A 13055-nucleotide genomic window follows, 5' to 3' on the forward strand; every position below is an offset into this window, starting at 1 on the left:
AGGCGCGCGGTTATGGATAATAAAAGTTTGCGTTAAGTCCGCAACAGCCGCCCGCCGCATGCAGACCCACTTGGGCGACTGAGCGGCTGCCGATTAACGATTCGAGAGAGGGAGCATTGGAAGCAATACTCGCGCTTGAAGACGGAAGAGTGTGGCGCGGGCGCGGCTTCGGGGCGCGCCTGGCGGTGACCGGCGAGGTCGTGTTCAACACGGCGATGACCGGCTATCAAGAGATTCTCACAGACCCTTCATACTGCGGCCAGATCGTCACCATGACTTACCCGCTGATCGGCAACTATGGCGTCAACCATCAGGACATCGAAGCCCGCCGCGTCTTTGCCGAAGGCTTCGTCGTGCGCGAGTTGTCGCGCACGGTCTCGAACTGGCGGGCTGACCTGTCGCTCGACGACTATCTGGAGCAAGCCGGCATTCCCGGCATCTCTGACATTGACACGCGCGCCCTCGTCCGCCACATCCGCGAGCGCGGCTCGATGCGCGGCTGTCTGTCAACCGACGAGACCGGCGAGCAGGCGGCGGTCGAGCGTGCCCGCCGCGCCCCGGAGATGGTCGGCCTCGATCTCGCCTCGGTGGTGACCTGTAAGGAATCTTACGTTTGGACGGATGACCAGGCGTCGGCTTACGGCTCGCCGCGTCTGTTGCATCCACAGGTCAAGCCCGACGAGCAGGTCGCGCCGGGACCGCTGGCGATGGCGCCGCGCTTTCACGTCGTCGCTTACGACTTCGGTTTGAAGTACAACAGCCTGCGCAATATGGCGGCGCTCGGCTGCCGCGTAACCGTGGTGCCGGCGCACACCTCCGCCGAAGACGTCATGGCGTTAAAGCCCGACGGCATCTGGCTATCGAACGGGCCGGGTGATCCTGAGCCGCTCACCGGCGTGATCGCCAACCTGCGCAAGCTGCTTGGGCGCTACCCCATCTTCGGCATCTGTCTGGGTCACCAATTGCTCGGCCTGGCCGTCGGTGGCCGTACTTACAAACTGCCCTTTGGGCATCACGGCGGCAACCAGCCGGTGAAGGATTTGGCGACGGGGCGCGTCGAGATCACGGCGCAGAATCATGGCTTCGCCGTTGATGCAGACACGCTGCCGGCAGACTGCGAAGTGACGCATATCAACCTCAACGACAACACCGTCGAAGGTTTGCGCCACCGCGAATGGTCGGTCTATTCAGTGCAGTACCACCCGGAGGCCGGCCCCGGCCCGCACGACCCGGCGCACCTGTTCGACCGCTTCGTGCGCATGATGGAAAGCCATCGCGCGCGCGGCTGAGGCGATATCTCAAATGATCACGCGCGAGATTTGCGCCGCGTTCGACGCGCGCCAGACTGATTGTCATGGCAAGCGGAAGAGATATGAAAAGATGGGTGGCCGGCTTAATCTTTCTGACTCTGTTCTCTATGGGAAATACGCTGATGACCACTGCGCAAGAGAACCACTCCGTCAAACCGCCCGTGGCCAGGAAGTCACCAAAGACCACGACCATCCACGGCGACACGCTCTTTGACGATTATGCCTGGATGCGGGAGAAGAATAATCCTGAAGTGCTGGCTCACCTTGAAGCCGAAAACGCTTACACCGACGCCGTGATGAAGCCGACCGAGGGGTTTCAAGAGGCGCTCTACAAAGAGTTCGTCGAGCGCATCAAGGAGACCGACGCGGGTGTGCCTTACAAGAACGGCGATTATTTTTATTACTCGCGCACCGAGCAGGGTAAGCAATATCCCATACTCTGCCGCAAGCGCGGCGGCCTCGACGCGAAAGAAGAGGTCTATCTCGACCTCAACGAGCTGGCGAAGGGCTTGAAGTTCCTCGGGCTCGGCCCGGCCGCGGTGAGCGACGACGGCAACCTGCTGGCTTACTCGATAGACACCACGGGCTTCCGCCAGTTCAAGCTACAGGTCAAAGACCTGCGCACCGGCCAGTTGATGGCCGACACCGCCGAGCGCGTCACCTCGCTCAACTGGGCGCGCGACAATCGCACGCTCTTCTACACGGTCGAAGACGCGACGACCAAGCGCTCCTTTCAGCTCTACCGCCAGCGCCTCGGCGCGAGCGCCGAGATGATCTACGAAGAGAAAGACGAGCTGTTCGACCTCGACGCGGCGCGGTCGCGCAGCAAAGCATTCATCTTCGTGACCAGCGGCAGCTACAAGTCTACGGAAGTCCGCGCTATCGCCGCCGACCGCCCCGACGACGCGCCGCGGTTGCTGCTGCCGCGCGAGCCGGAGCATCGTTACTACGCCGACCATCACGGCGATTCGTTCTACATTCGCACCAACGAAGGCGCGAAGAATTTCCGCCTGGTCGCCGCGCCCATCAATGATCCGCGGAAGAAGAACTGGCGCGAAGTCATCGCGCACCGCCCCGAAGTGTTGCTCGCCGGCATGGATTTCTTTAAGGATTACTATGTCGCTTACGAGCGCCGCGACGGCCTGCCGCAGTTGCGCGTCAACGAGTTCAACACCAACGAGTCGCACGTCATCGATATGCCGGAAGCGGTCTACGCGGCCTTCCCCGCCGCCGGGCCTGAGTACGACACCAGCACGTTTCGCTTCAACTACGTGTCGTTCACGACGCCGGCATCGGTTTACGATTACGACATGAAGACGCGCCAGCGCGTTTTACGCAAGCGCACGGAAGTGCTGGGCGGCTTTGACCCGGCGCAGTACCAGGCCGAGCGCGTCTATGCGCGGGCAGCGGACGGCACGCGCATCCCTGTGTCGCTGGTCTACAAGAAAGGCTTGCAGCGCGATGGCCAGCGCCCGCTGCTGCTGCAAGGCTATGGCGCGTATGCCATCTCGTTGGACATCAATTTTTCGATCCCGCGCCTCAGCCTTTTGGATCGCGGCTTCATCTACGCCATCGCGCACATCCGCGGCGGCGGCGAGATGGGCGAAGTCTGGCATGACCAGGGCAAGATGATGATGAAGCGGAACACCTTCACCGACTTCATCGCGGCGGCGGAGCATTTGATCGCCGAGAAGTACACCTCAAGCGACCGCTTGATTATCACCGGCGGCAGCGCCGGCGGCTTGCTGATGGGCGCGGTCTTGAACATGCGCCCGGAGCTGTTCAAGGCGGCAGTCGTCTACGTCCCCTTCGTTGACGTGATGAACACCATGCTCGATGAGTCTTTGCCGCTGACGGTCGGCGAGTTCGAGGAGTGGGGCAACCCGAAGGTCAAAGCCGAATACGATTACATGCGGAGCTATTCGCCCTATGACAACATCGAAGCGAAGCGCTATCCGGCGATCCTTGTGCGCACGTCGCTGAACGATTCGCAGGTGATGTACTGGGAGCCGGCGAAATATGTGGCGCGGCTGCGGGCGATGAAGACCGACAACAACCCGCTGCTCTTCCGCATCAAGCTCGGCGGCGGCGGCCACGGCGGCGCGTCGGGCCGTTACGACGCGTTGCGCGACACCGCCTTCGATTACGCCTTCATGCTCTCGCAGGTCGGCATACGACAGTGAAGGATGTCCTATGCCGACCGCGCTGGCTAGTTGATCGCCTGGGTGATTCGCCAAAGGCTGAAATTGGTCGCGCTATAACCGATGATGTTGGTCGAGGTGGTCGCCGCGACCACCGTGGTGAGGACGCCGCTCGCGGCATCTTCGTCGATGTGGACGGCGCCGCTGCCGCTGATCCTGACGCTCTGGCCAACAAAAGAGCCATAAAAATCGCCGCTGCCGCTGATGTTCAACTGGCTGTGCGGCGCGTAGAAGATGCCATAGGTATTGGCGTTGCCGCTGAGCGTTACTGTCTGACTGGGGCCGCCGGTAAAGTTCCAGTGAATGTCTGTCGGCTTCAGATTCGGGTCTTGTAGACCGCTGCTGGCACTCATCGTCGAGCTGCCGGCGATGTTGAAGGTCACAGGCCCTTTGAAGACGATATTGCTTGAGGCGGCGGTGCTGAGCGATTGCAGGTTATAAACCGTCGTTTGCCCCGGCGTCCCTAGATAAATGGTCGCAGGCCCCGATGTGGTGATCGTCCCATAGTTGCCGGGCGGGATCGTCAGCGACCCATGAGTGACGGTGATGTCATCATAACTGCCCGCAGGCAGCGTGCCCGCCTGATTCTTGCTCCAGGTATAATCGGTGGTTCCCGATGGCGCGGGAGGCGGAGGCACATCGTTGAAGATTAAGGGCGATTCTCCGAAATGCTCACTGCTCAGTGAAAAAGAGCTTCCGTGACCGTCCTTGACCTTGTTCCCCGTCAGATCAATGTCTATTGCCAGAAAACCGGAGGGCTGAAGCAGGTAAGGCGATTGGAGCGTCGCATAGGCCTGGCCGGTGATGGTGCCTGTGCTCACATCGATGTAGCCCCATTGATTGTTGATGAATTCGTTGTTGGTGCGCAGATCACCTCTGGAGCCGATATTGGATCGGCCAATCTGACCGGGATAGGTGTTCGCCGACAGCGAGCCGCCGTAAGGCCCCAACGACGAGCGATAGCTATCAATGCGGCCTCCGCCGCTCATGTCGATCATGCCTCTGGCAACGAGGCCGGGGCCGGCGTCCGCCTGTTGCGTGACGGCGCTCGTGCTGACCGTCTGGGTGATCGGCGTCGCCGTTGCCGAGATGTAAGCCCAGAGCGTGGCGCTGGCTATCGTGGTGTTGCCGCGGTTGATCGTGCCGGTGGACTGAATCAGCCAGGTGACGCTTCCAGGTTTCAAGCTGCTAGGCGGGACGATTGAAACCAGGATGGCTTTAATCGAAAAGCGGCCTTGCCCTTCCGTCTGATTGTAGAGCTTGCCGGCGAAGTCATTGACCACCTAGGTATAGCTGAAGGTCGTTGGCGCCCCCGACGAATCATTGGCACTCAAGCTGTAGCTCGCCGGGTAGGTGTTGCTGCTGTCGCCGGCAAGGACGACATTTTTCAGAACGTTGCTGTTCAACACCTTGACCGACGTCGGAATGGTTTGCTCAGCCGAAGTCGCGCCGGCGGCGCTCTGAAAGAAGGGCGTGTTGGTGTAGCTGAGCTTTCCGGCGGCGCCCGCCGTGTTCGACGCGTATTGCGCCGGCAGGACGTAGAGGCCGGTGTTCGGATCAGCACCGAATTTCGAGGTGAACCAGCCGGCGGCGCGATGGACGCCGGATTCGGCAACGTAGAATGCCTGATTCGTCCGTATATCGTTGCCGCTGATTAACACGTCGGTCGTCGAAGCCATTAACATGGCCGCCGTCAGCAACGACAGCAATAGGGTCAGCAGAAGACAGGTCACCAGGGCGACGCCCCGCTCGTTCTTGCGCTCGGTCTGTGGCTGGTTATTCATGATCCGTCCTCCTTCCGCGAGCCGCTGTTAGAATCCCACTGCCGGGATGTACTGGCCGCGTACCTGTATCAGTGCGATAAGCTTCAACGTTCTATACTTGCCGCTCTCTAAATCCTGCCCCTGAGTGCGCGCTTGCAGATCAATCTGCACCTTGGCCACTCTGGTCGAATCAATCAAGCCGCTCGCGGGATCAAAGGCGACGGGGTCATCAATCGCATCCAGGTAGGTAAAGGTTAACCCGACCGTCCCGCTCGTGGTCAGCACGTTACGGGCAATCACTTCTTCAGCCGAGATGATCGAGCCGGCGGACTGTGTGTCTTCGTAAGCGGTCGTGCGGGTGACGGCTCCATAACGCGAATCATTCTGAGCGGTGATGACCTTATAAGTCCGGCGCTCGATCACGCTGATGATCGTGCCGGGGCCAAAGTTGCTGATGTCGGCGCCGGAAGTGATCGGCAGGAGGTCGCTGGAGTCAACGGCGATGGTATTGGCAACCGCGCCGACCGCGGTGATTTTAGCGAGGGCGCAAGCGCCGGAGACGGAATTGAGCAAGGAGACCGTCTGGCCGATGGCGAACCCGCTGGTCGTGCCTACAGAGAAGATGCCGCCGGTGTTGGCCCCGAGCGAAGTGATCGTCGTTGTCGTGTTGTTGAAGTCGCCGCGCACGATCAACGTGTCGACCGAGCCGCTCACGACGCCGTGATAGCCCGGCAGGCCGGCGCCCGCCATGCGCACTTCGTCGGTGAAGCGGTCGAATGCCGTGCGCAAGTCCTGCGCCATATCGAGGGTGGCGCGCTCGTCGCTATAGACCGTCTGGCCCTTTGAGAAGAACCACAGCGTCGCGCCCAGCACCGCCAGCAGAAGGCCGATGGCCACCATCAATTCGACTAAGGAGAATCCCGCTTCCGTCGGCTCTCTCATACTCCTCCTAGGACGCCGGACGAACCATCTCGACGCTGAAGACCACATCGCGCGACGTGTTGTTAGAGTTGCTGGCGGCGTTCTGCTGGGTATGCACGGTGACGGTCAGCACCTTGACCATGACGTGCGAAACCCCATTGGCGTCGGTGGCGCTCAGGCTGGTGCCGCCGCTGTCTGTCCAATCGCTTACCGCCGTCGTCACCTTGAAATTGCCCGCCGAGTTGTCGGTGATCTCTATGCCATCGGCGTCTGTGTAGAAGGCCCTATTGAAGTTGTTATTCGTCGTCGCCGCGTCGAAACTCGCCTGCGAGTATTGCACCTGGCTTTTTACTTTTTCGAGGACACGCTTGCAGAGATTGAGGCTGGAGACGCCCGCCTTGCTGTCGGTGTTCATGCGGACGCCGAGCGTCAGACCCTGAGCCAGCGCCCCGACCACCACGGCGAGGACGCTCATGCTGATTAACAGCTCAATCAACGAAACGCCGGCTTCCTTAGAGCGGCAGGGGGTCGGTCGTCTGGTGCTTGTCATCATCACATCCCCTTTGCTGCGCCGAGCTCATCCACTGTAAATATCACTCACTGATCGTGACCCGGCCCGCGTTGCTCAGCATCAGTATCACCTGACGGCCCTGACCGTCGCTGAGCGTCAAGCTGGTAAGCGCCGTGCCGCCGCTGGTGGCTTGCAGCGTGCCATTGCCTTTGATGGTGATGGTCGGATAAGCCGACAGCGTCACGGTGCCGGGAATCGTATAGGCGGGCAGCTCGCTCTTGGCGCCGTCACAGGTGCTGCATGTCAGCCCAAAGACCGTGTTGTTCGCGGTGCAGCCGAGCGTCAAGGTTTGACAGTCCTTGACCGCGAGCATCCGCGCCCGCTCGATCTGCCAGGCGATGTTCTGCGCCTGCTGACGCAACTGGTAACGCGCCCGCGACTTGCCGAAGATAATCAGCGAGGTGGTGGCAAGGAGGGCAATGATCGCCACGACGATGGTAAGTTCCATTACTCCGAAACCGGCTTCACCGCCGCGGCTCCTTTGGCGATTATGCTTAGACAGAGAGATAGCTACAACACTGAACATAGAAATAAACACCTTATGTCGTTTTCTCGGCGTCTCGGAGACGGCTGGAGACAGCTTGCTCGACCGCTAGAGAATGGCACCGTCCACTTCAGGTCGCCACGCGTGCTATCGCAAACCCAGGGCCACGGCGACACCGTCGCGGCTATTCGCTTGAAATCAACGGTTTGATTACCCAATCCCGGCATGCCGGCGTCCCTGCCGGGATGGGATGCGCAGGGTCCGTCGGCATAGGCCAGAGAATCAACATCAGAGTGACTGACATGGTTGAGCAGAATGATTGATGCTTATGGCCGCCTCGGCAGCGCCCTGGATCGGCGCGCAACAATTTCACAAGGTGCATGACGGGCCGCCGGTGGTATAATAAAATCATCCTAATAACAACGAGCCGACGGGGCTGGAATGGGGTAGCAACCTGATCGGCGCGGGGCGAATCCGTAAGACGCGCCCCTTAGAAGTAACGAATTGCAGGGTAGAGGAGACAAAGGATGAAGCAGACAACTCGCCAATTCATGTCAAGACGTTTGCAAACGATCACGCTTGCGCTGGCATTCACCCTCTCGATCACCGCCATAGCCAGCGCGCGCTCTGACCAGCAAGACAAGTTTTCCAAGATTCGTATCAAGAACTTCGGCCAGATGGACGAGCGCTTTTATCGCGGCGCGCAGCCGAAAGCCGAAGATATCAAAGACCTCGCGGCGCTCGGCATCAAAACGATCATTGACCTGCGCGACGATCCGACCGGCTACGAAAAAAGCGTCGCCGAAGGGCTCGGGCTGCATTATGTCAACATCCCGATGAGCGACACGCACTATCCCAAAGAAGAGCAGATTCAGCAGTTCTTGAAGCTGGCCGCCGACCCGGCGACGGGCGCGTTCTATGTCCACTGCGCCGGCGGACGTCACCGCACGGGCGTGGCGGGCGCGGTCTACCGCATGACGCTTTATGGCTGGGATTACGACCGCACCTACAGCGAGATGAAAAACTATGACTTCTACACTCGCTGGGGCCACGGCGCGATGAAAGATTATGTCGAGGATTACTGGAAGAAGGTTCAGGTGGGTCAGGTTCAAGTTTTGAACAAGTAGTCCGGCGACAACAACCGTTCCTCCATCGCCCAGATCACTCCTCCTGTGAAAGGGAAAGGGCCGCTTCATGTGAAGCGGCCCTTTCCCTTTCATGGCCTCTGATCTCTAGCCCCTGATCTTTCTTCCTCACACCAGCCGCGTCGGCTCGCTCGGCGCGGGGTCGCCAATCGGCTGCGGCTCGGGCTCGCCTTCGGGCAAGCCGGGCTGATCGGGCGGAATCCGTGGCGGCGATTGCGGGTCAGCATCCGGCGGCAGCGGCAGCGGCTCGTCAATCGGGTCTGCCGGCGGCGAATCAACGTCCGGGTTGGTAGCGCCGCCGCCTCCTGCCGGGTCTTCGATGTTGGGATTGTTTCTGCTCATGGCTCCTCAAAAATGATGCGGGAGAGCGCGAACCGACGCGCCATGAATTCGATCTCCAACGAACGCGCGTCACCTGTCCGGCTCTCCCGGCTGGTGCAGTGGTTTTCGAGTCACCCTCTCCTCGGCTCGTTATCGAAAACCGTTGCGTGATAAAAGCTACTTTACTTTCTCGGCGCCGGCGGCTTCGAGAATCTTGCGCGCTTGGTCGGCGCGGTCGTCGTGCGTGTAGACGCCGACCAGGATGCTGCCGCGCTCAATCTCTTCGTTATAAAACTTGGCTTCATGCTCGGGCAGGCCCATCCCGATGAGCGCGCCGGTCAAGCCGCCGGCTGCCGCACCTGCGCCCAAACCCGCCAGCGTCGCGACAATCGGCCCGGCAGCGACCAGCCCGATCCCCGGCACAGCGATGACGCCGAGCGCGACCAACCCTGCGGCGATGGCGCCGAGCACACCGCCAATCGTCGCTCCGGTCGCTACGCCTTCGGGCGCTTTAGTCGCCATTGCCAACCCGAACTCGCGCCCGCGTGTTGCGTCGCTCATCAACAGGCTGATGTCGTCGCGCGACCAGCCATAATGCATTAAATCTTCAACTCCCCGCTCGGCGTCAGCGCGCGAGCGAAATAACCCTGTCACAAGACTCGCCATACGTTGATCCTCCCAACCCACTGGATGTTATTGACAGACGTTTTATAGAGCAACGCGCATACCAGCGAGTCGCCGGCGAGTTGTGAATGTAAGGTGATTTACAGGTCAGGTAGAGCGGCGCAGATGCAAGAATTTGCGCGGTCATCAGCCACAGTCGCCAGGCCAATCTCTTGCAGCGACTGCGGCGTCACGTCTCCGTTTCATACAACGGGCAAGCCCGGTTGTACCGAAACCATATTGGAAGGCAAGCCTTTGCCTTTTGCCTTCCGCGCAGGTAGCGGATTATTGCTGTGGCAACGACATCAATTCGTTGACGCGGCTCTTGAAGGCTTGCGTCAGCAGTTGAATCTCTTCCGCGCTATAGTTAGCGGCGCGGAAAGCATCGCTGATCTGCTGATCGCTCAACCGCGACAGCAGTCCGCCGACCCAGCGCGCCTGCTCGACCGTGATATCTCTGAAGAGGTCGCCGCGCTTGCCGTTGTAGTTAAACTCGACTCGTCCCCGCTTGACGCCTTTGATGAATTTCGCTTTGGCGTAATCTTCCGGCTCGTTGCGCGAGCGCGAAAAGACGCCGCCGGTCTTGCCGAACGTTCCTCCGAGGTCGCTGATGATGTAGCGCAACTCTTCGCTGCCGTCGGCATTTTTCACGTGGATAATGCGATTGTTCTCGTCTTTGATGTCCCAATTATCGATCAACACCATCATCACTTTCAGGCCCTGATATTCGCGCGTACCGGCGAAGGGGTTGTCCGCCCAGCGCCAGTTTTCCAGCCGTTTGACGCCTTTGGGACGAGCTTCGAAGCGCACATTCTTGTATATCCCTTTGCCTTCGATGGTCACCTCAGGCACCAGGTAAGTGATCTCCGTCGGGTAGCCGACGGCCCACATCAATCGCGTGGCGGCGGTTTCGGGCTGCGCCTCTTTGTCGAGCTTGGCGACCCAGACGCGGCCCGCGCCGTCCTGCACGCGGTACTTCTTTGAGTAGCCGCCCGTCTGCTCTTCGATGAAGGTGACGTGGCTGAGGTCAGGCTTCATCTCCTGGCCGCCCGGTCCATTGATGAGGTCGCGGGTGCTCAGGTCGCCGGGGTCTTGCCATAGCACAGGGGTGCCGCTCATCGGCTCCTTCTTTTTGTCCTGCATTGTAGCCGTAAAGCTCACGGAGAGGATGAGCGAGAGACAAACGGCTATCATAATCGCTCGTCGTTTCATGCTGGTTGCTCCTCCTTCGCTCAAGTAACGTCGCTGGCTGATCGCACTATTGCATACAAGCCTGATGCCATTCTATGCCGATCATCTCAACTTGCAATCAAGAACGCGCCATTTTGAACTGAAGCGCAACGACGGCGCGTATTGACCGGCCGTGCCACCGGATGGCGGGCGGCGCGGCGATTTCGCTTTACAGGGGCGAGAGCGAATCGTTACGATGGCGGCGAACGCAGAGGGAACTTCGATGATCTGTCCATACTGTCAGGCGACGCTTGCCGACAACGCGCGCTTCTGCACGGGCTGCGGCTCTTCGCTCGTGCGCCCCGAAACCTCGGACAAGGCGGTTTCGGAAGCGGCGACACAGGTGATCCCGGTCGCGCCAATGGCGGCGGGCGCGGCTGCCGACCCGCTGATCGGCTGCACGCTGGAAGACAAGTATAAGATCACGGCGCGGCTCGGCGAAGGCGGCATGGGTGCGGTCTACCGCGCGACGCGGCTGCGCATCGGCGACGAAGTGGCCGTCAAGGTGATGCACGCGCAGTTTGTCAAAGACGAGGCGACGCTCGAACGCTTTCGCCGCGAAGCCCGCGCCGCCGCGATGCTGCACCATCCGAATGTCGTGGCGATTTACGATTACGGCGAAGGCCACACGCCGGAAGCGCCGGCCTTCATCGTCATGGAGATGGTCGAAGGCTACTCGCTGCGCGAACTGCTTGAGCAGCAGCAGCGGCTCGCGCCCGAACGCGCCGTCGCTTTGATCCGCGAAATCTGCAACGGCGTCGGCGCGGCGCATCGCCACGAAGTCATCCACCGCGACATCAAGCCTGACAACATTATCGTCCTGCCGCCCGGCGCGCACGGCGAGCATGAAACCGCCAAAGTGCTCGACTTCGGCATTGCCAAGCTGCGCGACATGAGCGGCAACGCGACGCTGACGCAAGCCGGCATGGTTATGGGCACGCCCTACTATATGTCGCCTGAGCAGTGCCGCGCCGAGCCGCTCGACGTGCGCTCGGACGTCTACAGTCTCGGCGCGATGCTCTACGAGATGCTGGCGGGCACGCCGCCCTTCGTGGCCAGCACGCCAACCGGCGTTGTGGCGAAACACCTGATGGACCTGCCGCCGCCGCTGCCTCATCAACTCAACGTTCCGGCGGCGGTCGAAGCGGTGATCGGGCGAGCGCTCGCCAAAGACCGCAACCTGCGGCAAGCCGACGCCACCGCTTTTGCCCGCGAGCTGCAAGCGGCGATGACCAACAATCTGACTCGCCCAATATCGCCGGCAACCCTGGTGTCGAACGCCGCGCAGGCAACTCAGATGGTCTACCCGCCCGCGGCCACCGCGCCGTATCAGGACGCGTACGGCACGGCGCCGCCGCCGCCGGCGCGGCCCACCACGCCGCCGCCCTTGCCCGCCGCGCCCTCGCGCACAGGCATGCTCGTCGCCGGCATTGTCAGCGTGGTGATGCTGATCGCCCTTGGCGTCATCGCTTACGTCGTCTTCGTGGCGCGCAAGCCTGTGCCCGGGCCAGCCCCGGCGGTGAATCCGGGGCCGAACGCCATCCCGCCGATCATCGCGACGCCTGTGCCGACGAACGCCAACCGCCCTGAGATAGCCAACCCGCCGGCGACCGACGCCAAAGGCAAAGCCGAAAGCAAGCTGCTGAACAACGAGTTGCTCGACAAGAATGAGCTTGCGGGGATTGCCGACAGCGACCTGCGCTTGCTGCGCAATATGGTTTATGCGCGCCACGGTCGCATCTTCGAGGCGCCCGATTTGCAGCGCTATTTTTCGACGCGCACCTGGTATCGCCCGCGCAGCGATTATAGTGACGCGGACTTGACGGCGAACGACCGCGCCAACGTCGCGCTGCTCAAGGCCGCCGAAGGCGCAAGCGCCGCGCCGGCTAACTCGACCATTCGCAACGAAGTGATGGAAGCGTTAAACGGCTGGGTGGAAGCGATGGGCCGTCACGATCTCGACGGCTACATTGAACACTACGCCGACAGCCTCGACACCTATTACAAACGCAGCAACGTCAGCCGCGCCGACGTGCGCGCTGACAAGGCGCGGGCGTTTGGGCGCTTTGCGACGCTCGACATGCAGTTGAACGATGTGCAGATCAAAGCGGACGAAACGGGCGGGCGGGTGGTCGTGACTTACACTAAAGCCTACGATTTCATCGAAGCCGATGGCCGTCACTTCAACGGCTCGGCGCGCTCCGGCTTATGGTTAGAGAAGCGCGGCAACCGCTGGCTGATCACCAGCGAGAAGGACCTGTAGGAAGGAAGCCGTTCACAGTCCCGTAGGGACGCGATGTTTATAGTTACAGGCATGAAAAAGAAACAAGCCCCGTAGGGGCGCAATGTTGACATTGCGCCCCTACGGGGCTTGATGAATAAACCGACCCGTGACTATAAACATCACGCTCCTAACGGAGCTTAGAAATCGCCTGCCTCCTGCCTC

At 60.8% G+C, this 13055-nt stretch carries 12 protein-coding genes; 4 read left to right on the forward strand and 8 right to left on the reverse strand.

All coding sequences use genetic code 11. The features are described from left to right. Positions 1-116 precede the first annotated feature (116 nt). Together carA and VJ464_00430 are read left to right on the forward strand one after the other, a co-directional pair. The gene (gene carA, locus VJ464_00425; GenBank protein HKQ03565.1) at positions 117-1289 is read left to right on the forward strand and encodes a glutamine-hydrolyzing carbamoyl-phosphate synthase small subunit; all 1173 of its coding nucleotides are present in this window, start codon (positions 117-119) and stop codon (positions 1287-1289) included. A 143-nt stretch (positions 1290-1432) separates the two neighbouring features. Then, positions 1433-3493, forward strand: a complete 2061-nt coding sequence (locus VJ464_00430; protein HKQ03566.1) for a S9 family peptidase — start codon at positions 1433-1435, stop codon at positions 3491-3493. 26 nt (positions 3494-3519) lie between these two features. Here the strand turns inward: VJ464_00430 and VJ464_00435 are convergent, their stop codons facing one another. Genes VJ464_00435 through VJ464_00455 form a run of 5 tightly spaced genes read right to left on the reverse strand, consistent with a single transcriptional unit; the run spans position 3520 to position 7214 of the window. After that, positions 3520-4794, reverse strand: a complete 1275-nt coding sequence (locus VJ464_00435; GenBank protein ID HKQ03567.1) for a hypothetical protein — start codon at positions 4792-4794, stop codon at positions 3520-3522. Beyond that, positions 4795-5295 (reverse strand): PilX N-terminal domain-containing pilus assembly protein, encoded by a 501-nt coding sequence (locus VJ464_00440; protein ID HKQ03568.1) that lies wholly within the window; start codon positions 5293-5295, stop codon positions 4795-4797. It abuts the gene before it with no gap. Between the two features lie 27 nt (positions 5296-5322). Beyond that, entirely contained in the window at positions 5323-6216 is an 894-nt protein-coding gene (locus tag VJ464_00445) for a prepilin-type N-terminal cleavage/methylation domain-containing protein (GenBank protein ID HKQ03569.1), read from the reverse strand. Positions 6217-6223: 7 nt separating this feature from the next. Further along, positions 6224-6748, reverse strand: coding sequence for a prepilin-type N-terminal cleavage/methylation domain-containing protein (locus VJ464_00450; GenBank protein ID HKQ03570.1), 525 nt, complete (start codon positions 6746-6748; stop codon positions 6224-6226). Between the two features lie 40 nt (positions 6749-6788). Continuing rightward, positions 6789-7214 (reverse strand): hypothetical protein, encoded by a 426-nt coding sequence (locus tag VJ464_00455; protein HKQ03571.1) that lies wholly within the window; start codon positions 7212-7214, stop codon positions 6789-6791. Positions 7215-7777: 563 nt separating this feature from the next. On the opposite strand from VJ464_00455, the gene VJ464_00460 reads away from it, so the two are divergent. Continuing rightward, a complete protein-coding gene (locus tag VJ464_00460; protein ID HKQ03572.1) occupies positions 7778-8377 on the forward strand; it encodes a tyrosine-protein phosphatase in 600 nt (199 codons plus the stop codon). Between the two features lie 126 nt (positions 8378-8503). Here the strand turns inward: VJ464_00460 and VJ464_00465 are convergent, their stop codons facing one another. From VJ464_00465 to VJ464_00475, 3 genes are all read right to left on the reverse strand, one after another. Further along, positions 8504-8737, reverse strand: coding sequence for a hypothetical protein (locus VJ464_00465; protein HKQ03573.1), 234 nt, complete (start codon positions 8735-8737; stop codon positions 8504-8506). 156 nt (positions 8738-8893) lie between these two features. Next, complete coding sequence (locus tag VJ464_00470; GenBank protein ID HKQ03574.1) at positions 8894-9382, reverse strand: hypothetical protein; 489 nt, start codon at positions 9380-9382, stop codon at positions 8894-8896. A gap of 282 nt (positions 9383-9664) precedes the next feature. Then, entirely contained in the window at positions 9665-10591 is a 927-nt protein-coding gene (locus tag VJ464_00475; GenBank protein ID HKQ03575.1) for a hypothetical protein, read from the reverse strand. Between the two features lie 241 nt (positions 10592-10832). Here VJ464_00475 and VJ464_00480 point away from each other — a divergent pair, with 241 nt between their 5' ends. Then, a complete protein-coding gene (locus VJ464_00480; GenBank protein ID HKQ03576.1) occupies positions 10833-12872 on the forward strand; it encodes a protein kinase in 2040 nt (679 codons plus the stop codon). The last annotated feature ends 183 nt before the right edge of the window (positions 12873-13055 follow it).

The sequence above is a fragment of the Blastocatellia bacterium genome, assembly GCA_035275065.1.
Taxonomy (GTDB): domain Bacteria; phylum Acidobacteriota; class Blastocatellia; order UBA7656; family UBA7656; genus DATENM01.